The sequence below is a fragment of the Lysinibacillus sp. KCTC 33748 genome (assembly GCF_002237755.1).
GTDB lineage: Bacteria > Bacillota > Bacilli > Bacillales_A > Planococcaceae > Lysinibacillus.
Window position 1 is genome coordinate 26,297 of sequence record NZ_MWSJ01000032.1, and the last position, 25,094, is coordinate 51,390.

General features: G+C 38.3%; 22 protein-coding genes. 7 read left to right on the forward strand and 15 right to left on the reverse strand.

Annotated features, from left to right (window positions below):
- Positions 1–453: 453 nt before the first annotated feature.
- Positions 454–1,683, reverse strand: coding sequence for an EAL and HDOD domain-containing protein (locus B1B04_RS23585; RefSeq protein ID WP_079563784.1), 1,230 nt, complete (start codon positions 1,681–1,683; stop codon positions 454–456).
- A 458-nt stretch (positions 1,684–2,141) separates the two neighbouring features.
- Here B1B04_RS23585 and B1B04_RS23590 point away from each other — a divergent pair, with 458 nt between their 5' ends.
- The 4 genes from B1B04_RS23590 to B1B04_RS23605 are packed head-to-tail and all read left to right on the forward strand — an operon-like array spanning position 2,142 to position 4,810.
- Positions 2,142–2,516 carry a GntR family transcriptional regulator gene (locus tag B1B04_RS23590; RefSeq protein WP_079563785.1) on the forward strand — a complete coding sequence of 125 codons (375 nt, stop codon included), beginning with the start codon at positions 2,142–2,144 and terminating at the stop codon, positions 2,514–2,516.
- Entirely contained in the window at positions 2,513–3,406 is an 894-nt protein-coding gene (locus tag B1B04_RS23595) for an ATP-binding cassette domain-containing protein (protein ID WP_079563786.1), read from the forward strand. The genes B1B04_RS23590 and B1B04_RS23595 overlap by 4 nt, the downstream gene beginning before the upstream one ends.
- On the forward strand, positions 3,390–4,109 hold the full coding sequence (locus B1B04_RS23600; protein WP_079563787.1) for a hypothetical protein: 720 nt from the start codon (positions 3,390–3,392) through the stop codon (positions 4,107–4,109). The genes B1B04_RS23595 and B1B04_RS23600 overlap by 17 nt, the downstream gene beginning before the upstream one ends.
- A complete protein-coding gene (locus tag B1B04_RS23605; protein WP_079563788.1) occupies positions 4,106–4,810 on the forward strand; it encodes a hypothetical protein in 705 nt (234 codons plus the stop codon). Before B1B04_RS23600 ends, B1B04_RS23605 begins: the two co-directional genes overlap by 4 nt.
- A 241-nt stretch (positions 4,811–5,051) precedes the next feature.
- Here B1B04_RS23605 and B1B04_RS23610 read toward each other — a convergent pair whose 3' ends face one another.
- From B1B04_RS23610 to lplA, 8 genes are all read right to left on the reverse strand, one after another.
- Entirely contained in the window at positions 5,052–5,699 is a 648-nt protein-coding gene (locus B1B04_RS23610; RefSeq protein ID WP_240518380.1) for a VTT domain-containing protein, read from the reverse strand.
- A gap of 389 nt (positions 5,700–6,088) precedes the next feature.
- Entirely contained in the window at positions 6,089–7,636 is a 1,548-nt protein-coding gene (locus B1B04_RS23615; protein WP_079563790.1) for a fatty acid--CoA ligase family protein, read from the reverse strand.
- Positions 7,637–7,940: 304 nt separating this feature from the next.
- Positions 7,941–9,875 (reverse strand): FtsX-like permease family protein, encoded by a 1,935-nt coding sequence (locus B1B04_RS23620; RefSeq protein ID WP_079563791.1) that lies wholly within the window; start codon positions 9,873–9,875, stop codon positions 7,941–7,943.
- Entirely contained in the window at positions 9,847–10,623 is a 777-nt protein-coding gene (locus tag B1B04_RS23625) for an ABC transporter ATP-binding protein (RefSeq protein WP_079563792.1), read from the reverse strand. The genes B1B04_RS23620 and B1B04_RS23625 overlap by 29 nt, the downstream gene beginning before the upstream one ends.
- A gap of 12 nt (positions 10,624–10,635) precedes the next feature.
- The gene (locus B1B04_RS23630; RefSeq protein WP_079563793.1) at positions 10,636–11,070 is read right to left on the reverse strand and encodes a hypothetical protein; all 435 of its coding nucleotides are present in this window, start codon (positions 11,068–11,070) and stop codon (positions 10,636–10,638) included.
- A gap of 11 nt (positions 11,071–11,081) precedes the next feature.
- On the reverse strand, positions 11,082–12,065 hold the full coding sequence (locus B1B04_RS23635) for a sensor histidine kinase (RefSeq protein WP_079563794.1): 984 nt from the start codon (positions 12,063–12,065) through the stop codon (positions 11,082–11,084).
- Positions 12,065–12,769 carry a response regulator transcription factor gene (locus B1B04_RS23640; RefSeq protein ID WP_079563795.1) on the reverse strand — a complete coding sequence of 235 codons (705 nt, stop codon included), beginning with the start codon at positions 12,767–12,769 and terminating at the stop codon, positions 12,065–12,067. Before B1B04_RS23640 ends, B1B04_RS23635 begins: the two co-directional genes overlap by 1 nt.
- A 320-nt stretch (positions 12,770–13,089) precedes the next feature.
- Entirely contained in the window at positions 13,090–14,082 is a 993-nt protein-coding gene (lplA, locus tag B1B04_RS23645) for a lipoate--protein ligase (protein ID WP_079563796.1), read from the reverse strand.
- A 144-nt stretch (positions 14,083–14,226) separates the two neighbouring features.
- On the opposite strand from lplA, the gene yhfH reads away from it, so the two are divergent.
- Positions 14,227–14,352, forward strand: coding sequence for a protein YhfH (gene yhfH / locus B1B04_RS23650; RefSeq protein ID WP_012292204.1), 126 nt, complete (start codon positions 14,227–14,229; stop codon positions 14,350–14,352).
- 326 nt (positions 14,353–14,678) lie between these two features.
- Here the strand turns inward: yhfH and B1B04_RS23655 are convergent, their stop codons facing one another.
- From B1B04_RS23655 to B1B04_RS23680, 6 genes are all read right to left on the reverse strand, one after another.
- Positions 14,679–16,868 carry a YhgE/Pip domain-containing protein gene (locus B1B04_RS23655; protein WP_079563797.1) on the reverse strand — a complete coding sequence of 730 codons (2,190 nt, stop codon included), beginning with the start codon at positions 16,866–16,868 and terminating at the stop codon, positions 14,679–14,681.
- A gap of 124 nt (positions 16,869–16,992) precedes the next feature.
- Positions 16,993–17,565: a TetR/AcrR family transcriptional regulator gene (locus B1B04_RS23660; RefSeq protein ID WP_079563798.1), complete on the reverse strand. Its 573-nt coding sequence runs from the start codon at positions 17,563–17,565 to the stop codon at positions 16,993–16,995.
- Between the two features lie 122 nt (positions 17,566–17,687).
- Positions 17,688–18,224, reverse strand: coding sequence for a FixH family protein (locus B1B04_RS23665; RefSeq protein ID WP_079563799.1), 537 nt, complete (start codon positions 18,222–18,224; stop codon positions 17,688–17,690).
- A 3-nt stretch (positions 18,225–18,227) separates the two neighbouring features.
- Positions 18,228–19,616 (reverse strand): sensor histidine kinase, encoded by a 1,389-nt coding sequence (locus B1B04_RS23670; protein WP_079563800.1) that lies wholly within the window; start codon positions 19,614–19,616, stop codon positions 18,228–18,230.
- The gene (locus tag B1B04_RS23675; protein ID WP_079563801.1) at positions 19,613–20,296 is read right to left on the reverse strand and encodes a response regulator transcription factor; all 684 of its coding nucleotides are present in this window, start codon (positions 20,294–20,296) and stop codon (positions 19,613–19,615) included. The genes B1B04_RS23670 and B1B04_RS23675 overlap by 4 nt, the downstream gene beginning before the upstream one ends.
- Complete coding sequence (locus B1B04_RS23680; RefSeq protein ID WP_481817198.1) at positions 20,293–21,258, reverse strand: YncE family protein; 966 nt, start codon at positions 21,256–21,258, stop codon at positions 20,293–20,295. The genes B1B04_RS23675 and B1B04_RS23680 overlap by 4 nt, the downstream gene beginning before the upstream one ends.
- A gap of 185 nt (positions 21,259–21,443) precedes the next feature.
- Between B1B04_RS23680 and B1B04_RS23685 the strand changes: the two genes are divergently transcribed.
- Both B1B04_RS23685 and B1B04_RS23690 read left to right on the forward strand, forming a co-directional pair.
- A complete protein-coding gene (locus B1B04_RS23685; protein ID WP_079563802.1) occupies positions 21,444–22,529 on the forward strand; it encodes a glycosyltransferase family 2 protein in 1,086 nt (361 codons plus the stop codon).
- Between the two features lie 145 nt (positions 22,530–22,674).
- A partial coding sequence (locus B1B04_RS23690; RefSeq protein ID WP_079563805.1) for a beta strand repeat-containing protein occupies positions 22,675–25,094 on the forward strand: 2,420 nt, incomplete at its 3' end.

The window sequence follows — 25,094 nt, forward strand, 5'->3', positions numbered from 1 at the left end:
TGTATGACACTTATGACAATTAGATTCATCATCATAACGTGTGGTTGATTTCCGTTCCGACTGGGCGCTTTGTTGTTGCTGTCGCTTTGCTTTCGCGCACAGCAGGGCTTCCTGGGGCGTCCGATGAGCCTCTTCAATCGCGAGGCTCACTGCAGAGTCTAGGGCCAACAGATGTCTTTTGCGCGAAAGCGTGAGTGCAACGTAGCGGCAGCAGCAGGATGTTGGTCACGAAGGCGTTATCACAAGGACGTGATGCTCTTAGCCTTCGTTCCTCTAAATCGCTAATCCCCAAAGAGTCGCCCAGTCTCCACTCCAACAACTAATGGCAAGCTTTATAAACATAAAAACAAGCTACCTTAAAAATATTTTAAGATAGCTTGTTTTTGACTTTTCACAAAAATATATACTTAACGGCTTATTCCACTAAACAAAAACTATGATTGATTCTTATTTTTATAAAGACTTTTCTGCCCACTCCATGGCTTCATTGTATAAAAGATCAATAGTTGAAAAATCAATAGTAAGCTGAGGAGCTAATCTTTCTAATGTAGACCAATCTAACTTGCCTAACGCAGAACTGAATTCCAAATAAGGTGTCATTTCAGTTTGATTACCTAAAAGCGTTGCTGTAATGTCTTCTGAAAAAGGGAGCTGCTGTAAAATAACATTCAGCGGTCTTTGCAACATAGTGTCTATTAATGAAAACATCCCCACTAAAAAATATTCAGAGAAATTTTTCTTATAGGAAAGCTTGGCTAATTTCTCACATACTTTTGCTCTAAATAAAGATGTACGCATAACTTCTTTAAACAGATCATTATCAGTATTCCTGTCAATTTCTCGCATCGCCAATAAATAAATCCACTTTCGTAAATTTGGAACCCCGAGTAATATAATCGCTTGTTTTATCGAACGAACCTTGGATTTAGAACGCAACTCTGAATTATTAACCATATGCAATAATTTATATGTTAATGAAATGTCACGCTCAATACTTTCCGCCAATAACTGTATATTAGGCTCCTCTTCTTTTAATAGCGTAATAATATATAAATATTGAATCGTATTCGCAGGTATATCGGTTGCTGTAATTATTTGAGGTTGTTCAAAAAAATAGCCTTGAAACAATTCATAGCCAGAATGCTTCGCCACTTCAAATTGCTTACGTGTCTCTACTTTTTCAGCGAGCAATTTTATGTGAGGAAAATTTTCTTTCACTTTATTTTCTATTTCCATTCGCTCAAGTAGTGGTGACGATAAAAAGTCAACTTTTATATAATCGATATAAGTAAATAACTCATCATAAACTTGTACTTGATCATCCAAAATAAAATCATCTAATGCTATTTTAAACCCATATGATTTGAGCTCAATAACTCTCTCGACTAACTGAGCTGTAATAGGGACATCCTCTAAAATCTCAATAACAACTTGCGATGGATTTATGTATTCATTTAAAGGACTCATAAGCAAGTTTTCTGTAAAATTAACAAAACTAGGTTTTCCTTTTGTTACCTCTTCAATGCCAATTAAAAGAAATGAGTTTACTAATACATCAATTGTGGCAGCATCTGAATCGACCATTGGAAAAGCATTCACGTTTTTGCTGCGATATAATAATTCATATGCAACGATTTGCTCCTGAAGGTTAAAAATTGGCTGTCTGCCGATAAATACTTCCATTTCGTCGCCCCCCATTTCTCTAGTTATTAGTAACATTATTATAGCATTTTTCAGTACTCTCTGCTTATCGTTCAAGTAACTGTCTAAAAATTGACTAACAATAATTAACATTATATACAATAAAATAAATCACCCAAATAGCATAGTGATTTTCGTTCCAGTTGGTGGCGTACGATGAGCCACTATGATGCTATCCCTAAGGAGTCTCCTAGTCTCTAATCCACATCTCATTATGTGTCATCCTCAACTCTCGTCGATGAGTTTCAAAAAATCGTTACCCAAAACTCCAATTTACTCACAATAAAATATTATTCATTTTTCCGATCTACCTTTTTTAAATTCACTCTTATAGATTTGTAAAATATTATCTTTTCATATAGACATTTACCAAATTTCGGTGTACAGTACATTACAACACTAATGCACTATATATTGTAGCAACGAAAGGGGGTTTTTCGATGCACGTTCATCTAGATGGTACAACACCGATTTATATCCAAATTGCTGAATGGCTACAGCACGAAATCATTGCCGATCGATTACAGGCAGACCAGAAAGTCTATTCACAATACCAACTAGCTGAGTTATTCAATATAAATCCTGCCACAGCTGGTAAAGGATTGACAATTTTACTAGAAGAGCAACTTTTATATAAAAAACGGGGGTTAGGAATGTTTGTCACTATGGATGCAAAGGAACGCATTTTGTTGAAACGTCGAAACGAAATATTGACCAAAATGGCACAAGAGATCGTATTAGAGGCAAAACGATTACTTGTATCTGATGAAGAATTGCTAGTACTTATTCGAAAAACACAGGAGGGATTGGAATGAATATTATTCAATGTGTGGAGTTATCTAAAAGCTTTGGACGTCGTCAAGCACTGCAACGTGTAACCTGCGCTATTGATGCAGAAAAAATTATCGGCATTATTGGTCTCAACGGTGCAGGTAAGTCGACATTGCTAAATATTTTTGCAGGCTATCTAAAGCCTACGACTGGTTCATGTAAAGTGTTTAATGAAAATCCCTTTAATAATATTCAAACAGCTGCCAATATGATTTTTATCGATGATCAATTAAGCTTCTCAGAATACTTGTCGCTCGAAGATATTCTTAAGATGGGCGCTGATTTTTATCCTAATTGGCAAAATGAATTAGCTTATCGCATGCTCGATTATGCGGGTATCGATCTTACAGCAAAACACCAGCAACTATCTAAAGGTCAATTGGCAACCTTTAATCTTGTTTACGGATTAGTAAGTCGCTGTGCACTAACCATTTTAGATGAGCCGATGAATGGTATGGACGAAGTGATTCGTACAGATTTTTACAGAGCAATTTTAAAGGAATACCTAGCATTTCCACGGACATTTTTAATTACTAGTCACCATTTACAAGAGATGGAATCTATCTTAGAAGAAATTTTATTAATAGATGAAGGCTCCGTCATAGCCCACGCGCCATTGGATGAATTTAAGGAACAGCTCATATCACTTAGCGGACCAAGTGATGAACTTGCGGATCTGCTCTCTGAGACGGAAGTTTACGCTCAAAAGATTGTGGCAGGGATGACCTCAGCTGTAGTAGGTGCTAGTAAATTATTCGTCTCAGAAGAAATACTTCGAACAAAAGGCATCAAAGTATCAACCCTTACTGCAAGTGAAGTTTGCATGTATTTAACAAATAAAAAAGGACGTGATATTGATGCAATCTTTGACTAATATTTCACTTAAAACAATTGTCAAAAAACAAGTGAAATGGGAAGCAAAATTAAATATTTCTGCCCTTAGCTCCTTAGTTATTGTACAAATCATTTTTGGCGTTTTAACATCTAGCTCTGGAAGTGCCTCTTCTGGTCATGGGCATGGAAATTTAGATGTTCGATTTTCTATTTATTCACTCGATACGTTTCTTATTGTTTCAGCCATTTGGGCATTTATCGTAGCGCTTCTTTTTACCACAAAAGCGTATCGAGTTGATGATTTATCCGTTATTTCTAGTCGGACATCAAGCACCATTGCAAATATATTTGTCATGATCATGTACAGTTTTATTGCAGTCATCATTATGATTTCGACTTACTATTTACAAGTATTAGGGATTTTGTTAGTGGAAAAGAAATCTTTTGTAACAGAAGGTCTATTTATTTCACCATCAACATTCATATTATGCTTCAGTAGCATTTGTTTATTTGGTGCACTCGGCTTACTATTTGGCACCAGCTTCAAAGGGCCCGTAGTGATAAAAATATTTCTATCTACTTTTATGGTGTTTAGCTTTATTTACATTTTTATGACACCAAACATTATTCCTCTAATGATGCTACCAAATCTTATGATTAGTGTTCTTTGTTTACTTGTGGCTACACTATGCTTTTGCCTCACTATTTGGATTGCAAATAAATCGGAGGTGTCTCGTAAATGATAGTAACTACAATATTCTTTTTTACTTCAATACTACTCGTAATTGCTATTTTTCAAATACTAAGTAAATTAGGTAAAAAAACTAAAAGAATTTGGACACCAAAGCGTATTATGATTGGCATTACTAGTTATATCATTCTTGGACTTACTGCTTTCATTTATATTAGCTTTTTTTCAGATTCAAAAATACCAGTACTTTCTTCTTCTGATATTAAACAAGTTGAGAAAAAATTTGATCAAATCCCAAAGTATGATCAAGAATTCAATTCTTCGTATTTAACTTCAGACTACAAAAAGAAAACATGGGAAATTAACTTTGATGGAGATACATTACCTGTTGTAATAAATAATGATGACAATAATTTAAGCTTGAATATTCGACAACGTTATAATGACAATATTGAATCGGGGAAAGCTCTTATTACCTATTATCAATTTCCTTTCATAGTAAATGGTGTCGATCTTTCTGACGAAGTACCACTGCCTGATGTATATGTGGCACAAAACCAGTTATTTATTGAATCTTTTTCTAAACAACAAGTAAATTATAATCGTTTAAAAGCAACAATAGGTTTCTTAGATTTTAATCGAGGAGCAGAACGATACGAAATGGATAATTCCTATTCAAATTTTATAGTTATCGACATACCACGCGGTACAGAAATAGAAGATTCTCAAGGTCTTATCTATTATTTAGAATAGTAAAAAATAGATCATCCCCAATAAATAGCGTTAAAGCGCAAATGACACTCGCTTGAGAATCAGCGTTCCAGACGATAGCCTAAAACGCAAACGAATAGGGCAAGAAGGCTGAGTATCAAGTCCCGTGATAACATCTGTCGCTATGTTAACACTAGCTTTCGTACAGAAAAGAACTTTCATAATAATGATGAATAAAAAAGGACAGTCCTAAGTGATCTTCTATCACTTTTGGACCGTCCTTTTATTTTCCACTTACTTTTGATTTAATAACACCAATTACGGCTGGTATTACTGAAATTAAGATAATTAATATTAAAACTGTTGAGAAGTTGTCTTTAATAATAGGTATATTACCAAAGAAATAACCTAGTAATGTACAGCTGAACACCCATAACACTGCACCTACAACATTATACAATATGAAGTAGCCATACTTCATTTTACTAGCCCCTGCAACAAATGGGATGAATGTACGGATGAAAGGCATAAAACGTGCGATGACAATCGTTTTTCCACCATGCTTATTAAAGAACTTTTCTGCTGCCTCCATACGTTCTTTTTTAACGACTCTACCAAGGAAGCTCTTTGGTGGAATGGATGTCCCAACTTTATGACCAATATGATAATTCATCGTATCCCCTAAAATTGCAGCTGCTAAAAACACAGGAATTAATATCCACATGTTAAACGCGCCCATTGCTGCTGCCAATGTACCACTAGCAAAAAGCAATGAATCACCTGGCAGGAATGGGAAAATTACGACACCAGTTTCAACAAAAACAATTGCAAATAAGACGAAATAACTCAAATTACCAAACTCACGAATGATTTCTTCTAAATGCACATCAATATGCATAATAAAACTAATTAACTCTTTGATGAGTTCTATCATTTTTCCATATGCTCTCTTTCAATTTAATTTTCTAAAGGCTTTGACGTAGCTAGACACCAAAGGGTTCCATTCTTCTTGACAGGCTGTGGTGTTACTTCTTCAACACTATATGACAAGCCTTTAAAAAGTATGTAGATTTCATAAGTTTGATTTTATCACTTACAGTCATATACACTCAACTATTTAAATAAATGGTCATACTTTTTTACATTGCTGTAATATTGGATCATCACAAAAATGTGTGGTTGATTTCCGTTCCGACTGGGCGCTTTGTTGCTGACGCTTCGCTTTCGCACAGGCTTCTCTTGAATCTTGAAATGTGAATCTAACTGTTCATTTATGCGAGATAAAAAAAGCTACTATTTTTCAATAGTAGCTACAGTTTCTTATACTTTTTCTTTTAATGAACGGCGTAAAATTTTGCCTGTCGTATTTTTCGGTAATTCATCTATAATCTCAATTACTTTAGGAACCTTGTATTTCACCATATGTTTTGCACAGTATGCGAGAAGGTCTTCTGTTGAAGTTGCAGTTTCATCTTTTAAGACAACATATGCATGAACTGCCTCACCTAAGTTAGGATCTGGGAAACCTACAACTGCCGCTTCAACGATATTATTATGTGCAAAGAGTACTTCTTCAACCTCTCTTGGATATACGTTAAATCCGCCTACAATAATCATATCTTTTTTACGGTCAACGATGTAAAAGTACCCTTCTTCGTCAACTTTAGCTAAATCCCCTGTGTATAACCAGCCATCTCGTATAGCCATAGCCGTTTCTTCAGGCAATTTATAATAGCCCTTCATAACGTTAGGCCCTCGTACAATTAGCTCTCCTACTTCGCCAACGGGCACTTCTTGTCCATTAACATCGACCACTTTATTTTCAACATTGGATATGGATGCCCCAATAGAACCTGCCTTACGTTCACGATTCAATGGGTTAAAGCATGTTACTGGTGAAGCTTCTGATAAGCCATACCCCTCTGAAACACGCACATTAAATTTCTTCTCGAAATTATGTAAGAGTGCTACAGGTAAAGATGAACCTCCTGAAATTGCTAAGCGAACTGTTGAGAAATCTTCAGGATTGCCTTCAGGTAATTGATACAAGAAATTATACATAGTTGGCACACCAGCGAAGACTGTTGCCTTTTGTTCCTTCGTAAGTTTAAAGATTTCTGTTGGACTGAAGCGTGGTACAAGTAAAACTGTTGCTCCACTCAATAAAGGTGCATTGACGACGACCGTTAACGCAAATACATGGAACACTGGTAAAGTTGCAATAATACGGTCATTCGCTCTATAGCCTAGATAATGCGCAACATCTCGTGCATTCGAATAGACATTGCCATGCGTCAGCATTGCCCCCTTCGGAGTACCTGTCGTTCCTGAAGTATATAAAATAATTGCATTATCTTCGTCAGCTACTTCTACTGGTTGGCAAGATTCTGATACACTAGCAATCACTTGTGAAAATAAATGAATTTTTGCTTTTGCCTCATCGGATAAAGTAGTTACTTTTTCAGTAACATCTGCTGTTGTTTCACAAACAACAAATGTTTTTACATTTGGAAAAGCATGTACACCCATTTCTACTAATGGAAGAAGCGCATCAAGTGCAATAACAGCTTTTACATCTCCATTATGCAAAATATACGAAATTTCATCCGGTGTATAGATTGGATTAATCGGAATTGCTGTTGCCCCAATACTCATTGTTGCATATAACGAAATTAAATAATGTGGTGTATTGCCGAGTAAAAACGCCACATGGTCCCCTTTTTCTACCCCTAATTGTTGTAATCCCTTTGCAAAACGACCAACTGTGTGTTCAAACTCACCGTAAGTCGTATCTTTCCCCATAAAATGATACGCAATTTTATCCGGTTGCTCTAATGCTTGCTGACGAACACTTGAAACTAAATTCAATTACACCATCCCCTTATCGTATCAATTTCGCCTTGGCGCATTGACGCTGACGCTTCGCTTTCGCGCAGATAAACAATCCGTGACATCCGCCGGAGGCTTATCTTCATTAAGTAGATGTTTGGACTTCCTTTGAAAAGGAAACACACCCCATCCATCTCATCACCTAAATCTACTAAATAAAGACAAAATGAATCATCATTCAGTAACATTATATAAGAAATATATTAAAAAAACAACGAAACTTTTTATCTCATGTCATAATTTACGTCAAATAACTCATTTTTTTCTCTTTTGTACGTTTTTTCTACGAACGTATATGCGAGATGTAACGCCAACGAATCAAGTAAAAATAGACTACTTGTATTAACACAAAAAAGCTAAAAGATAAGACAACTTCTTTTGCAATGGAAATATTAGCAATATCCTTCAAAACACCTTGAACCATAAGAAAAGCAAAGAGGCTGTGCATCATTGCAACACCCCATGGTAAGAAAAATTGCGGGAATAAATGACGATTCACAAGCTTTTTGAGCTCCGTATCTGTTAAGCCCATTCGCTTTAAGACATCGAATTTACGCTTTTCTCTTTCAAGAGAAGTATGCAGTTTAAAGTAAACGAAGCTACCTGCTGCTAATAAAAATACCGTTGCTACTAAAACCCCTACTAATGTGAATAAAGAATAAGTAGCTAATATATAAGAATAATTTAATCCTGCATTTTCAAAGTAAAATGGGCTAAATTTATTTTTCTTAGAAAAATATAGAGACGCTTGTAACTCATTTATTTCCTTACCAATATTTTTTGTTTGCATCCACTGAGGAATATAGAAGGTAAATAAATGATAGGTTGGCTGCGCAACGTTTTTATTGGCAATCGGCTTTATGAGCTTTACAAAATCCTCATCGCTGATCACGATAGAATTAACACTAACAATAGACCCTGGGAATACTATTTTAGGATATACACTATCGATGGTGATCGGGATAGAATTTTCCTCTAAAACTGTATGCACAACTTTATTTTTTAGTTTCTTTAGAGACTCTTCCGAATATGGAATAAACACTGCCTCTCCTTTAGCCATATCAAGTAATGGATAACTATAGGAAGAAAGCAATACATTCATATCTGATTCCCTAAACACCTCAACCTCATTGTGAGTATAGGAAGAGGTTTGCTTGATAACAACAAAGCGAGATAAATGATAGGACAAGCCCTTTTCCTCTAATTCCATACGTAAAGAGGCGATATGATTTCGCTCATATGGATTGTCGCCATCTCCCTTATAGACAAGCCCTAGTGGATTTATACGATCATATTGTATTGTATATGATGACATTGTTGCTAAAACACCAATCGATAAAAAGGCCATAGTTGACACCATCGTTACTACAAAAAACATTTTCACATTGTCCATCATAATATGTGTTTGCTCAGCTAACGAAAGAAGACGATAGCGTTGCCAATGAAATTTCCTTTTTCCCCGTGCTTTATCTAAAAAGCAAGGTAAAGAATCTCTGAAAAAATAATATGTTCCAAAGGTTGCTAAAAACGGGATTACTATTGTTAAACCAATCAAAGTTGTTTTTGCTACGATAATTGATAATACGTATGACGATAAAATAAGGGTAATACCAATTAAAGCACGAATTTTTGAATAGGTTGAAACACTATTTAAATAGTCATTTCCCTTAAGGAGATCGCGCAATTTTCTTTCACGTGTAAAATATACACTAATAAAAGAAATGACCACAAAAGCACTTGTGAAAACACCTATCGTTAGTAAAAAAGGCTGCCATGAAACATATAAGGGTAAACTATCTAAATGTAAAATTTCCCGCACAATCATGAAAAAGAATTTCGAAAACGAAAAACCAAATACAATCCCAACAAAAATAGAACCCGATCCAATAATCATTGTCTCCAAAAAGACAAGCTTATTCATCTGGCGTTTTTCCATTCCTAAATGTAGTAAAATTGCAAACTCATGTGATCTCGCCTCTAAAAAAGCACTCATCGAATAATATAAAAAGAATAATGTAAAAAGGACGAGTACGACTTCCGCACCAACCATCCCAATTAACGATGCCTCTCCTAAAATCCCACTTTCAATATCCGGATGAAACATGAGCATTGAATAGATAAAAAACACAGCCACAGAAAAAAAGCTTGCCATGAAAAAGGCACCGTATATACGGCTGTTCCGTACGACATTACGGTAAGCGAATTGTCGAAAGGTCACCTACTTGTCCTCCTCCTAGTAAGCTCAACACATTTAATATTCGCTGGAAAAACATTTGACGACGATCATCTTTGTAAATTTCATTAAAGAATTCTCCATCTTTAATAAATAACACGCGGTCACAGTAGCTAGCTGCAATTGGATCATGTGTTACCATGACAATCGTTGTTCGTCTTTCCTGATTGATTTTTGTTAAAAGCTCAAGTACATCACGCGAAGAATTCGAATCCAAATTCCCGGTCGGCTCATCTGCTAAAATGAGACTCGGGTTATGAATAAGTGCCCGACCAATAGCTGTTCTTTGCGCTTGTCCACCTGATATTTCATTTGGGCGTTTATGCAAGAATGAAGTTAAATCGAGCTTTTCCACAATACTTGCAAGACGCTCCTCCATTACTTCTAATGGTTGTTGGTCTAAAGTCAGTGGCAGCACAATATTCTCTTCCACTGTGAGCATATGCAAAAGATTAAAATCCTGAAAAACAAAACCAAGCTGCCTTCTTCTAAAGTAGGCTAGCTCAGTTGCTTTCAGCATATGAGGATTCATGTCATCTAAAATGATTTCTCCGCTCGTTGGTTCATCAATCGTAGAAATGAGATTTAATAATGTTGTTTTTCCACTTCCTGATGGACCCATGACTGCTAAAAACTCGCCTTCCTCCACCTCAAAGCTTAGTTGACTTAGCGCACGATGGGTTACTTTACCTTCATACACCTTTGTCACGTCTTTTATTTGTAAAATAGGCATATCTTGTTCACCTTATTTCTTCATTAATTCCATAGATTCTGGTAAAAGCCACTGCAATACTACTTCAAAGCCAATTTGAAAATACGGCTCCGTTAAACATTCAGCTGGCGTATTACCATCCTCCTCCACTAGACTAAAGCAATGCGAACCAACAATTACATCCCAGGCATCTATTTCACCTTCAATTACTTCTCCACAAATCATATAATGTCCACTGTACATCACTTGTTCACCTTCTACAGGAAAAGCGTTAAGTAAAGTTGGTTTATATAAGTCTAGCCCAAGCTTATTCGAAAAATGCATGACTTCTTCATTAAGCAAAAGACTAGCCTTACGAAAATTTTTGCAGGATAAACACTCACAAACTTCGTTAAGTGATTCGTATAATGCTTCTGTTTTCTCTGTCTCTACATGTAAAACCCATTCAGCCAAACATACCTCTGTCATTTCCGATCCCCCTAATTCGTAAATGTCACTGTAACAACTGTTCCTTTCGCTACCTCTGATGTAATGTTTAATTCGTGACCGAGTTTTTCACAGATTTCTTTCGCTAAATATAAGCCCATCCCTGTGGATTCCCCAGTTTTACGCCCGTTCTCACCAGTAAAGAAAGCTTTAGTGACACGAGAAAGATCGGAAGCAGGAATACCAATACCTTCATCACAAATGGCTAATTGTACGTGGCCATCCTTTTTAACGGCAGTAATCACTATTTTTTTATTCGCCTCAAACGTATATTTAACCGCATTTGTGACGAATTGCCCGATAATAAAGTGAAGCCATTTTGAATCACTTGCTACGATAATATCGTCCTCAATATGAATTTCTGGGAAGACACGCTTCGTAATAAATAAACGTTTATTTTCATTTACAGTTGCCGTAACAATCGTTTTTAAGGCAATCTGTTCTACTTGCATATCTTCTTCAAAATTTTCTAATCGAGCGTTCACTAACACCATATCCAAGCCTCTACGCAGGCGGTCAATTTCCTCCTGTACATTCTTTTTATCAAGAGGACGCTCATCCTGTAATAAGAGCTCAATAACAGAAATTGGTGTTTTCATCTGATGCACCCATTGATTCATAAACTGATCATGTCGTTTTTGTCCAGCATATAACGATTGAAGCTCGTGCTTATATAGTCGATATAGTTCATGCATATATTTTTCAGCTTGTATCGCCTCAGGTGTTTTAGCATTTTTTTGCAATACGTCCTCCATCGTTTTAGGTAGCTGCGATATTTTGATCAAATAACGTTGACGCATTAAATAACGGATAATTAAAAACGATGCTAATAACACTAAACTAATACAGAAGGAGTATATAGCAGTATCAACATTTCGAAAGCCGTCCAACCAATATAAAACCATAATAAAACCGACTAGTAAGAACTGGAATACAATGAACGATGCGTAATCACGCAAAAATAATTTCCAGCCCACTATAACTCACCTGCACTTAAATTAAAGCGATAACCTGCTCCGCGCACCGTTTCTATAGAAGACATAATTTGATAATCAGCTAGCTTTTTGCGCACTCGTGTCATATTGACGTTCAATGTATTTTCATCGACAAATGCCTGATCATCCCAAAGCTCTTCTAACAGTTGCTCACGCGCCACTACTTTTGGAGCATTTCCCATTAACAGTTCTAAAATGATGCATTCTTTTTTCTGAAGTGGGATCTCTAAATCATTTTTATGAAGCTCCATTCTTTCTAAATGAAGAACGAGCTGTCCTTGTTTAATTGTCCGTTCTTCTTGTCTTGTTGCATATTCGCCATATGTACGACGCAAGTGACTACGGATTTTAGCTAGCACAATCTCATAATTAAATGGCTTCGTAATGAAATCGTCGCCCCCATTTTCTAGCGCAAAAATTTGATCCATTTCCCCAGAACGAGCGGAAATAAAAATAATTGGACAAGTTGTATGTTGACGTAGTTGGCGACACCAATAGTAGCCATCGTACGAAGGTAAATTTATATCAAGCAACACCATGTGTGGATTAAATGCTGTGAATTCTTCAACGAGATGATCAAATTCTTTGATCGTTTCAACTTCGTATTGATATTTTCTAAGCGTTTCTGCGAGCAATGATGCAATCTTTACATCATCTTCGACAATAAATATTCGATGCTTCTCCATACCAACACTCCTTTCTATCTTATATTGTATCAAAAAAAGGCCCACTGACATAACTGTCAGCGAACCTTTTGTAGCAAAAGTTAACATGTATCGTTAGCTACAGATTTTTATGTCCAAATGCCCCTGCTTTAGATAAGGGGCATCTCATAACGTGAGGGTGATTTCCGTTCCGACTAGGCGCTTTAGCAAAGCTTCCAAGGGGCGTCCAGCCTTCGCTCCAATCAGCATCTAAACTTCGCATATGTTTAACAAATGTCATCCTCTTCTTTTGATATTGAACCTTTAATAAGGACGCTTGCCATTTTCTTCATAAGCTTCTCTTAATAAATTAATTGTAAAAACTCTTCTGTCGTAATTCCACCAAAGTATGTTGGAATATCAATATCTGCTAACGCAGTAGCAACTGCAGTTCGATCATAGTTTGTCCCAGCTAAACGCTGTTCAACATCTGTCATGTCGCCTACACCAAAGAAATCTCCAAAAATATGTGCTTCTTCAATAATTCCTTTATTCACCTCTAAGCGAATATCAATGCCTCCTGTTGGGAAGCGATGTGTTTTTTGAATATTAAAGCGTGGCGATTTCCCATAGTTCCATTCCCATGTTTGATAACGCTCTTCAGATAGTTTATGGATATTTGCCCAGTCTTCCTCTGTTAGCTCATAATAGCGAATATTTTCTTCACCACCGAAAATGGATTTTAAAATTTCCAGCCTGAATTCTTCGACTGTCATCGTATCCTTTAAGAACTCAGAAATATTAGCTACTCTTGAACGAATCGATTTAATACCCTTTGATTCTATTTTATCTTTCTTCACTTTTAATGCAGATACTACAGCATCAATTTCTGTATCAAACAGTAATGTGCCGTGGCTAAACATACGGCCCTTTGTAGAAAACTGCGCGTTCCCGGAAACTTTACGTCCTTCCGCTAAAATGTCGTTGCGGCCTGAAAGCTCCGCATGAACGCCCATTTTTGCAAGTGCATCTACAACAGGCTGCGTGAATTTTTTATAATTCATAAAGCTGTCGCCATCGTCTTTAGTAATAAAACTATAGTTGAGGTTCCCTAAATCATGATACACTGCGCCTCCACCAGAAAGGCGTCGTACAACGATTATGCCATTATCCTCTACGTAATCTGTATTAATCTCTTCGATAGTATTTTGATTTTTACCGATGATGATTGAAGGCTGATTTATGTAAAAAAGTAGCACTGGCTCCTTTTCAACATCCATCGTTTTCAATAAATACTCTTCAATGGCAAGGTTAATGCGTGGATCATGAATCCCTTTATTATCAACGAATATCATAATTTACGTTTCCTCCTTCACAATATATCCATATTTATTTTAACGTAAATTAGGCATTTTGTGTTGACGAAAAGCTTCTGTTATAATACACTAGAAAATATCAAAACAGTAATAGTACAGATGAACTTAAAGGAGGAGTCCACAATGTTAGAAAATGTAGTTGAATTTTTCAAGAACCTACCTGCAAAGCAATGTACAGAATGCGGTGAAAAGATTGAAGAACAAAGTGAATGCTACAGCAACACTTGTGAAAAATGTAACCACCTATAAGCATTTGCCTATTCTGTAATAGTCATATACGTGCCCCACACGTACTAAAAATGACACCTCTCATCATATTAATTGATGAACCCTTAATTAAATCTCTTACACTTAAAAACAGCAGCCGATACGCTCATATCAGCTGCTGTTTTTTGTATGACTCTTTTGCATATGAGCTGTTTTCTGCTGAAGACGAACAGTTCTTCCCTGTACCTGATCAGTTCTCGAAGCAACCCGGGAGGTTCTCCTGCTAACGAGTAACTCTTCCTTTGTCAGTCAATTATTCAACCATAAAAAAACACCCACCAATATCGGTGGGTGTAAAAAATTCCTTTTTAGTTTTCTTCGGCTACTTTTGAGTAACGTTTTGTGTGTAGTAACATGAAATAACCGAAAGTAATAGCTAAGAATGCTACTAGGAAACCTGCTAGAATTCCATAGTTTTGCATTAAGAATGATGTATCACCAGTTGAGATACTTGCTTTAAATGCTGAAACAGTATATGTCATTGGTAATAATTTATTAAATACTTGTAATGGTGATGGGATTAACTCAAGTGGGAATGTACCCGCACTTGTTGTAAGTTGTAAAATTAATACAACAATCGCCATGAAGCGTCCTGGATCACCGAAAATAGATACTAACATTTGAATTAAAGCTAAGAAAACATAACTTGTTAATAATGCTGTTAGGCAGAAGTATCCGAAATTGTTTACTTCAAGGCCTAAGCCCCATTTTACAATAACCACTGTTAATATAGTTTGAATTAAGCCGACTATTGCTAAAACTGAAGCTTTACTTGTAAACCAAGCTGCTCCATTTTTTGGACGAATCGCTGGTTCCACAAGTGGGAAAACGATAGAGATTAATAACGCACCAACGAATAAACCAAGAGAAATAAAGTATGGTGAGAAACCTGTTCCATAGTTAGGTACATGGTTAACAGATTCTTTATCAACCTCAACTGGGCTACCTACCATATCATATGTGTCTTTGCTTGCATGAACTTCTTTTGCTTTTTCACTTGCTTCACCTAATTTGCCAGATAAAGTTGATTGACCATCTGCAAGTTCACTTGAACCATCAACAATCTTTGTAGAACCCTCTGCTACTTCACCTGATTTAGATGCAAGTGTTGATTGACCATTTGCAAGTTTATTTGAACCACTTACTAGCTCATTTAAGCCTGAAGCCAACGCGTTAGAACCTGCTCCGACTTTCTGTGCACCTGCATTTAATTCACCTAATTTTTGAGCAAGTGTTGCATTACCAGCTTGAAGAGTTTGTGCACCTTGATTTAATTTACCGCTTTTTGATACTAACTCATTTGCACCTGCTAACACTTGTGATTGACCTGCCGCAATTTGCGATGCACCTGAACTTAATTCGTTAGCACCAGCTTGTAATTGTCCTGTACCAGCAGTTAAAGCACCTAAACCATCATGCACGCTTGCACTTCCTGCTTGTAGCTTAGTTAATGTTTGTTTTAATACGGCTGCTTGCTCTTCAGGCAATGAGCCCATCATGCCTTCTAATTGTTTAGATAACTCATTGATACCAGCTGATACTTGAGCAGAACCATCTTTTAATTGGCCTGCTGCACCATTTAATTGACCTGCACTATCTGCAATTTTTGCTGCGCCTGCAGTGATTTGTGGTTGATTATTACTAACCTTAGCTATACCTGCTTGAAGTTGTGCTACGCCCTGTGTATATTGTGACACACCGCCCGAAAGTTCTGTTGCCCCCGATGCTGCTTTCTGTGCACCTGGGTATAACTGTCCAGTAGCGTTTTGTATGCTTCCTATAGCAGTATTTAATTCATTTGCACCTTTTGAAGCGTCTCCAATACCTTTAGCAATTTTGTCTGCACCATTCGATAATTCAACCGAACTTGATGCTATTTTCTCTAAATAACCTTTTAAATCTTTTGTACCATTCGCTAAAGTTTTTGCACCCTCACCTAGCTTATTCGAGCCATCAGCAGCCTCTGTAAAGCCATCTCCAAGAGTTGTAATAGAATCAAATAATTTTTCAGCATAAGTTGCTGAAACTTGTTCATTCACTTCCGCACGTATTAGTTCCATTGCTGATTCACCAATTTGTGCACTAAGGAAGTTTAATCCTTCATTTGGAATATAATTCATGACTAATTTAGAAGGTTTGTCATCTAATAACGTAGTCGCATGCTCAGAGAAATTTGTTGGAATTTCTAGAGTCATATAATAATCTCGACCATTTAGACCTTTTTCAGCATCTTCTTTGGATACTTCAACAAACTTAAACTCGTTACTCTCGACAAGCTTATCAACTAATTCGTTCCCTAAATCTAATTTAACTCCTTCCATTTCAGCGCCCTTATCTTCATTGACAACAGCTACTGGCAAATTCGGAAGGCCTTTATATGGATCCCAGAATGCCCATAAAAACATACCTGCGTACATCACTGGAATAAATAATACAGCGATTATTGAAACAAGCATTTTTCTTGTTTTTAAGATTTTCAGCCACTCAGCTTTAATCATACGTTTTCTTCACTCCTATAATATTGACCGAAAACGTCAGTCGGTCATTTTTATTCAAAAAAAAAAATTTTCAGGTGGGTAAAAACTCTAGATTGTCATTGCTTCTCTTTTTATCTCGGCCAAATCAAGTTAAAATTAGTCCACGGAAGATTGTTTCCTTGAAAAGATTTAGTATCTTTTCTTCTGGAATAATTTCACCATGTAGCTCATGCCAATCAACGACAAATGCTAGATACGCCTTTAGCAACAGAAAGCTTACTAATTCTGCATCACAGTCTCTAATTTCTCCTTTTACGATACGTCTTTGAATTAATTCAGTAACGTAGGATAAAATTTCATTCTCAATGCGAACTAGAGCTTGTTTAACTGCTGGCGTTCGTAGTTCCTTTTCCTCCTCTAATAGCTTCGCAAATAAAAGATGTTTTTCACGGAAATGTAGCATTCTCATTAAAGCATTGTGCGCATTGTCCATAAAGCTAGCTGATGCATCCAGCACTGCATCCGCTTCTGCTTGCATCTCTCGTACAAGTGACATAGCTATCTCTTGAAATAAAATTTCTTTATTTGCAAAGAATGTGTAAATCGTCCCTTTACCGACATTCGCAATTTTAGCTACTTGCTCCATTGTTGTCGCCTTGTACCCAAACAATGTAAAGGATTTTGTAGCTGCTTCAAGAATTTCCTGCCTACGATCCATTAGTAACATCCTTTCCTGTTCTATTATGTACATGCCTTTGTACACGAAAATGTTAATGACCAGAAAACCGTTTCGGTCATCTGGTCATTATCATATTCCTATTTTAAAAATAATGCAAGCATTTAATTGTGATTTTTTTCACTTTTTTCGTGATCACTATGCTCAGCACCCTCTGATTTATCATTACCGTGATCCATCATGTTATGATCCATGCTGTTGTTATTTGCTTTTTCATCTTCAGGTAAAACTTTCGTCATATCTGGGCTTCCAGCAGTAATTTGTTGCTTCGGCATATTATGAACACCATTTGCCGTCGTATGAGCATACATATAATATACTCCATCGTGGTCAAACTTAGTCTCCGCTTTGTAAACGCCATCTTTCTCTAATTTACCGTCAATCATTTGCCCTTCATCACGTTTACCAGATTCCCATACCTCAAATTTTACAACTGCATCATCAACTTTTTTGCCACCTTGTTCAACTTGCGCAGCAAGTTCAATCGTTTCATTGATTGCTACTTCTTTTGGTGTTAAAATTTCAACCTCTGGAATTTGAGGCACTTCTGGCTCTTTCAAAGTTGTTTGCTCTTTCTTTTCTCCACATCCAACCAATAATACAGGTACTGCTACTATTAATGCCAATAACCATTTTCTCACGTTTTATTCCTCCATTAACGGCAATGTAATTTTTACAATTGTGCCCTTTTCAACTTCACTTTCAATCTCTATCTTGCCCTGTAACTGCTTCAGCAATTGTTCAACAATCGACAAGCCTAGTCCACTGCCACCATCTGCCCGGCTCCGTGCTTTGTTAACACGATAAAAGCGCTCCGTTACATGCGATAAATCCTCTTGTGGAATACCAATTCCATAATCCTTTATCGTAATTTGTGCACTTCCATTATCCTCAAAAGCAGTAATTTCAACCTTTGACTGCTCATAAGAGTAATTAATAGCATTTTCAATTATATTAATAAAAACTTGTTTCAGCTTTACTTCATCAGCTTTGATAATCAATGCATCATCAGCATCCAAATGGAGTGCAATCGTCTTCTTCTCGGCTTGATGAGTTAATATTTTTTGAACCTCGCGTAATGTTTCAGCAAGCGGAATTGGATATAAAGTAATTTCCGCCTGTTCATTTTCCATACGAGCAAGTAGAAGTAATTCATTCGTTAAACGTTCCATCCGATTTGCCTCACGTACAATTAGCTGGATCGTTTCCTCTTTTTGACTTTCCGGAATGATACCCTTTTGCATCGCTTCACTATATCCTTTTACATAGCTAATAGGTGTCCTTAGCTCATGTGAAACTGTAGCTAAAAATGTTTTTTGAGCCTCATCCTCTTGTTGAATCGACTCTGCCATTTTATTAAAGGTGCTAGATAATCTTCCTATTTCATCTTTGGAATGAACAGTCACACGTGTTCCATAGTTTCCGTCTGACATTTGCTCAACAGCTCTTTGCAAATTACTTAGTGGTCGCATAATATGACGGATTCCTTTATAAATTAAATAGCTGATGACAATTAAAAATATAAAGGCACTGACAAATAAGGAAATGACTTCATTATTCGCTAACTCACTAATTTTTGCTAAAGGGAAATAAATATATATAATTCCTTCAAGCCTATTTTGATCTACTAGCGGAAGTACTACAGAAATTAACTGTCTATCAAACCGAGGCTCATACCCAATTTTCTGTACATATTCACCAGCCAGTAATTGCTGTCGCTCTTCTGGACCAATCAATGTTTCGAAGTCAATATCAAACGGCACACAAGCGCTTAGTTCACGCGGATTTCTTACTGCAAAAATATTTAAATTAGAATAATTAGTATACTGTTCAATATTTGCAATAAATTCATCCGTTACTTTACTACCAGTATACATCGTTTGTAGCTTTGACCCTACCTCTACCATCATCTCTTCCGTGTCTTCTACATAAAGCCGTTCATATAAATAATCAGTCAGGACATACATGAAGACAACCGTAATAATTAAAAATGCAAAGATTAATAGCCAAATACGTGTTGAAATCTTTTTCATTCGCCAGGATCAAAGCGGTAGCCCACTCCCCAAACGGTCTGAATATGCCCCGCTGCTTCCTTTCCAAGCTTTATACGTAAGGTTTTTATATGCGTGTCAACAGTTCTTGTACCCCCTACATAATCAATATCCCAAATGCGTTCTAGTAATTGCTCCCTTGTATAAGCATTCCCAGGATTGTTCATAAACAAATGTAATAGTTCAAACTCCTTTAAAGTAAGCGGAACACTCTTTCCATCCACAGATACTTTGCGTGCAGTCTCATCTATTTTAATAGGTCCAAGCATCACATATTTTTGCTGTAATTCTTCAATATTAGCACCACTTCTTCTTAACACAGCATGAATTCGTGCAACCAGCTCATCGTTTGTAAACGGTTTTACAATATAATCATCTCCGCCAATTGTTAAGCCTTTAACTTTATCCTCATTTGCATCGCGTGCTGTCAGGAAAATAATTGGTATATTCGACATCGCACGTATACTTTGACAAACTGCAAAGCCGTCTTCATGTGGCATCATCACATCTAGTAGAACTAAATCAATTTTTTCTCGTACAATAATATCATAGGCTTCTGTACCACTTGCTGCTGTTAAAGTCTCAATTTTAGAATTATTGAGCATCATTTCTATTAAATTACGCATATCTTTCTCATCATCAACAATTAATACAGTTGTCACATTTTTTCCTCCCTCACTAACAGTTGAAAAGCACCTTTCCCCACATCAACTGTTTTTTTCACCTGACCTTCTTTTATGAAATATAAAGTATGGTCATCATAGCCAGCGACAACAATATTATCTTTAAACTGATTTACGGCAAATGGATTAGCGCCTACCACTTGCTCCCATTTCACATTTCCATCAAAGTCAGCAACATATAATTCATTATGACCATGACTAACAACGAGGATAGCATCCTTTGTTTTGGTTAATCCAACAGGCATTAAAGGCATTTTTATCTCCCCTTTTTTGACTCCTGTCGTAAGATCATATTTTTTAACAGAACTATTCGGTTTGCTTCCTTCTCCATGACCACCTATCCATAGTTCATTTGTCTCTTCGAGAATAGCTATTCCATGTGATGATTTTTGAATCGGCCACTCTTGCTCAACCTTTAGATTTTCAATATTTAACACCGATAATTTCGTATCTTTATAATTAATCACATATAGCTTATCTTTATAGGCTGCCATTGACATAGGGTAGTTACCTAGCTTCTGTGTTGCCAGTTCATTGCCCTTCTCATCAAAGCTTGTCACTGTATTTGTTTTGCTATTCGCAATAAAAAACTGTTTTTTATTTTCAGCATAATACACATTGGTTGTACCAAGCTTTACTTTTTTGGAATAGAGCTTCTTTCCAGTTGATAATGTATAGACGTCTATTTCATTTAATTGATGACCGTACAATAATACACGATCATTTTCAAGCAGAATTGCCCCCGAGTAAGCTTTGTCAAATAACCACGTTGCCATCACATTCCCTTGCCCATCTATAAAATCTAGCGAAGGCTCCTGTATATTTAAGGATGCAATAAAATCCTGGTCGCGTTCTATAGGATCAAACGATTTCCCCGTACACCCTGCTAGCCATATAAGCTGTACTAAAGAAAAAATGAAGAATACCCATTTTTTCAACATCATCACCTCTGTTTCTTAACTATACTTCACAATTGTGAAATTCGCGTGAAACTTGAATGGTAAATTTATGACAAAGAAAACAAGTGAATTTTCACTATTAATATTACATCTACGAGCATTTATCCAAACCCAAAAATATAGTAGCTCATATACTACATAGATTACGGTAAGGAGGAATCCACTTTATGGTGTCCATTAGCTTATGTATGATAGTGAAAAATGAAGAAGATGTCATCGGTAGATGTCTAGCATCTGTAAAAGGGTTAGTTGACGAGATTAATATCATCGATACAGGCTCGACCGACAATACAAAGCAAATCGTTAAACAATTCACAGATCGTATTTATGATTTCGAATGGATTCAGCATTTTGCAGCAGCAAGAAATTTTTCCTTTCAGCAAGCAACAAAGGAGTACATTTTATGGCTTGATGCAGACGACGTATTATTAGAAGAGGATCAGGTAAAATTCAAAGCACTAAAAGAATCCTTAAGTCTTGATATAGATGCCGTTTCGATGAATTATAATTTAAGCTTTGATCATGAGGGAAATGTAAGTTCACTATTAAGAAGATATCGTTTAGTAAGAAGAGATAAACAATTCCAATGGATAGGAGCTGTCCATGAATATTTAGAAGTCGGCGGGAAGCTTTTGGATAGCGATATCGCTGTCAGCCATTTACCACTTAGTCATGATCATAATCGGAATATTAACATCTATAAGCAATTAGTTGAATCAGGAGAACCTCTCTCTCCACGAGATACATTTTATTATGCAAATGAATTACTAGATCATGAACAATTTGAGGACGCACTATTTTACTATGAAACGTTTTTAGTTTCTAAATTGGGCTGGGTAGAAGATAATATCCGAGCCTGTTTTAAATTAGCAGATTGTTACTCCCATTTAAATGATAAAGAAAATAATTTGAGTTCCATTTTAAGAAGCTTTGAATATGATATTCCACGCCCGGAAGCGTGTTGTAGACTCGGCTTTCATTTTTTGGAACAAGCCAAAAATTATGAAGCAATATTTTGGTATGAACAAGCGCTTGTCATCAAGCAAAAACCTAACACTCCTTTTCAAAATAAAACCTTTACGACCTGGTTACCCCACTTACAACTTTGTGTCCTCTTCGATCGATTACAACAATATGAACTAGCCAACGCACATAATGAATTAGCAAGAGCCTATTTACCAAATGATGAAAAAATACTGCACAATAAAAAATATTTTGATCGCATTTTAAATAAGGAAAATGAAACATCTTAAATATTTTCTATATAAATAAGTTGTTAGTGAACAGTGTTTAGAAAATACTTTTATCGCTATTGATATTTTTGATAAACCAAGTAGTTAACTGTCTATTTCATCTTTTCTCTCTATGAATACGATATTTGAGAGAGGAGGTGAAACAATGCATTTTGGACAATTTAAAAATAGAATCTGCAGCAAATGTAATACATTCCCGTGTTGTTGTAATCCTTGTGCTCCAAGCTGTCCTGTTATTCCTATTAAACGTGGAATAACTGGTCCTACTGGGGCTACTGGGGCTACTGGGGTCACTGGACCTACTGGTGTGACTGGTTCTACTGGCGCTACCGGGATTACTGGCTCTACTGGCGTTACTGGTACGACTGGTTCTACCGGGGCTACCGGCCCTACTGGCTCTACGGGAGTGACTGGCTCTACTGGTGTTACTGGAGCTACTGGTACGACTGGTTCTACCGGGGTTAATGGCTCTACTGGCTCTACTGGCTCTACTGGCTCTACTGGCTCTACTGGCTCTACTGGTTCTACTGGCGTGACCGGCTCTACTGGAGCTACTGGTTCTACGGGAGTGACTGGCTCTACTGGGGCTACTGGTGTTACTGGTGTTACTGGTACGACTGGTTCCACTGGCGTTACTGGCGTGACCGGTTTTACTGGGGTCACTGGCTCTACTGGAGCTACTGGTTCTACGGGAGTGACTGGCTCTACTGGTGTTACTGGTGTTACTGGCGTGACCGGTTCTACTGGGGTCACTGGGGCTACCGGTGTGACTGGCTCTACTGGTGACACTGGATCTACTGGGGCTACTGGATCTACTGGGGCTACTGGTGTTACTGGTGTTACTGGTGTTACTGGCGCTACTGGTACGACTGGTTCCACTGGCGTTACTGGCGTGACCGGTTCTACGGGAGCTACTGGTTCTACGGGAGTGACTGGCTCTACTGGCTCTACTGGGGCTACTGGTGTTACTGGTGTTACTGGCGCTACTGGTACGACTGGTTCCACTGGCGTGACCGGTTCTACTGGAGCTACTGGTTCTACGGGAGTGACTGGCTCTACTGGTGACACTGGATCTACTGGCTCTACTGGGGCTACTGGGGCTACTGGTGTTACTGGTGTTACTGGTGTTACTGGTGTTACTGGCGCTACTGGGGTCACTGGCACTACCGGAGCTACTGGTGTTACTGGTGTTACTGGTGTTACTGGAGCTACTGGCGTTACCGGTTCTACTGGGGTCACTGGGGCTACCGGTGTTACTGGCTCTACTGGCGTGACCGGTTCTACTGGGGTCACTGGGGCTACTGGTGTTACTGGCTCTACCGGCGTTACTGGGGCTACTGGCGTTACCGGCTCTACTGGACCTACTGGGGCTACTGGCGTTACCGGTTCTACTGGGATCACTGGGGCTACCGGTGTTACTGGCTCTACTGGCATGACCGGCTCTACTGGAGCTACTGGTTCTACGGGAGTGACTGGCTCTACTGGGGCTACTGGGGCTACTGGTGTTACTGGCGCTACTGGCGTTACTGGTACGACTGGTTCCACTGGCGTTACTGGCGTGACCGGTTCTACTGGGGTCACTGGGGCTACCGGTGTGACTGGCTCTACTGGCGTGACCGGTTCTACTGGAGCTACTGGTTCTACGGGAGTGACTGGCTCTACTGGTGACACTGGATCTACTGGGGCTACTGGTGTTACTGGTGTTACTGGTGTTACTGGTGTTACTGGTGTTACTGGCGTGACCGGCTCTACTGGACCTACTGGTTCTACAGGAGTGACTGGCTCTACTGGTGACACTGGATCTACTGGGGCTACTGGTGTTACTGGTGCTACTGGCGTGACCGGTTCTACTGGGGTCACTGGGGCTACCGGTGTGACTGGGGCTACTGGGGCTACTGGGGCTACTGGGGCTACTGGTGTTACTGGTGTTACTGGTGTTACTGGTGTTACTGGCGCTACTGGTACGACTGGTTCCACTGGCGTTACTGGCGTGACCGGTTCTACTGGGGTCACTGGCACTACCGGAGCTACTGGTGTTACTGGCGCTACTGGGGTCACTGGAGCTACTGGCGTGACCGGCTCTACTGGGGTCACTGGGGCTACCGGTGTGACTGGGGCTACTGGGGCTACTGGTGTTACTGGCGCTACTGGTACGACTGGTTCCACTGGCGTTACTGGCGTGACCGGTTCTACTGGGGTCACTGGGGCTACCGGTGTGACTGGCTCTACTGGCGTGACCGGTTCTACTGGAGCTACTGGTTCTACGGGAGTGACTGGCTCTACTGGTGACACTGGATCTACTGGGGCTACTGGTGTTACTGGTGTTACTGGCGTGACCGGCTCTACTGGACCTACTGGTTCTACAGGAGTGACTGGCTCTACTGGTGACACTGGATCTACTGGGGCTACTGGTGTTACTGGCGCTACTGGCGTGACCGGTTCTACTGGGGTCACTGGGGCTACCGGTGTGACTGGGGCTACTGGGGCTACTGGGGCTACTGGGGCTACTGGGGCTACTGGGGCTACTGGGGCTACTGGGGCTACTGGGGCTACTGGGGCTACTGG

Excerpts from the sequence above, each read along its gene's own strand:
- B1B04_RS23685 (WP_079563802.1), top strand. The coding sequence starts at position 21,444 with ATGGTGTCCATTAGCTTATGTATGATAGTGAAAAATGAAGAAGATGTC.
- B1B04_RS23595 (WP_079563786.1), top strand. The coding sequence starts at position 2,513 with ATGAATATTATTCAATGTGTGGAGTTATCTAAAAGCTTTGGACGTCGT.
- B1B04_RS23625 (WP_079563792.1), bottom strand. The coding sequence starts at position 10,623 with ATGCCTATTTTACAAATAAAAGACGTGACAAAGGTGTATGAAGGTAAA.
- B1B04_RS23590 (WP_079563785.1), top strand. The coding sequence starts at position 2,142 with ATGCACGTTCATCTAGATGGTACAACACCGATTTATATCCAAATTGCT.
- B1B04_RS23640 (WP_079563795.1), bottom strand. The coding sequence starts at position 12,769 with ATGGAGAAGCATCGAATATTTATTGTCGAAGATGATGTAAAGATTGCA.
- B1B04_RS23660 (WP_079563798.1), bottom strand. The coding sequence starts at position 17,565 with ATGGATCGTAGGCAGGAAATTCTTGAAGCAGCTACAAAATCCTTTACA.
- yhfH (WP_012292204.1), top strand. The coding sequence starts at position 14,227 with ATGTTAGAAAATGTAGTTGAATTTTTCAAGAACCTACCTGCAAAGCAA.
- B1B04_RS23605 (WP_079563788.1), top strand. The coding sequence starts at position 4,106 with ATGATAGTAACTACAATATTCTTTTTTACTTCAATACTACTCGTAATT.
- B1B04_RS23600 (WP_079563787.1), top strand. The coding sequence starts at position 3,390 with ATGCAATCTTTGACTAATATTTCACTTAAAACAATTGTCAAAAAACAA.
- lplA (WP_079563796.1), bottom strand. The coding sequence starts at position 14,082 with ATGATATTCGTTGATAATAAAGGGATTCATGATCCACGCATTAACCTT.
- B1B04_RS23630 (WP_079563793.1), bottom strand. The coding sequence starts at position 11,070 with ATGACAGAGGTATGTTTGGCTGAATGGGTTTTACATGTAGAGACAGAG.
- B1B04_RS23655 (WP_079563797.1), bottom strand. The coding sequence starts at position 16,868 with ATGATTAAAGCTGAGTGGCTGAAAATCTTAAAAACAAGAAAAATGCTT.
- B1B04_RS23585 (WP_079563784.1), bottom strand. The coding sequence starts at position 1,683 with ATGGAAGTATTTATCGGCAGACAGCCAATTTTTAACCTTCAGGAGCAA.
- B1B04_RS23680 (WP_481817198.1), bottom strand. The coding sequence starts at position 21,258 with ATGTTGAAAAAATGGGTATTCTTCATTTTTTCTTTAGTACAGCTTATA.
- B1B04_RS23670 (WP_079563800.1), bottom strand. The coding sequence starts at position 19,616 with ATGAAAAAGATTTCAACACGTATTTGGCTATTAATCTTTGCATTTTTA.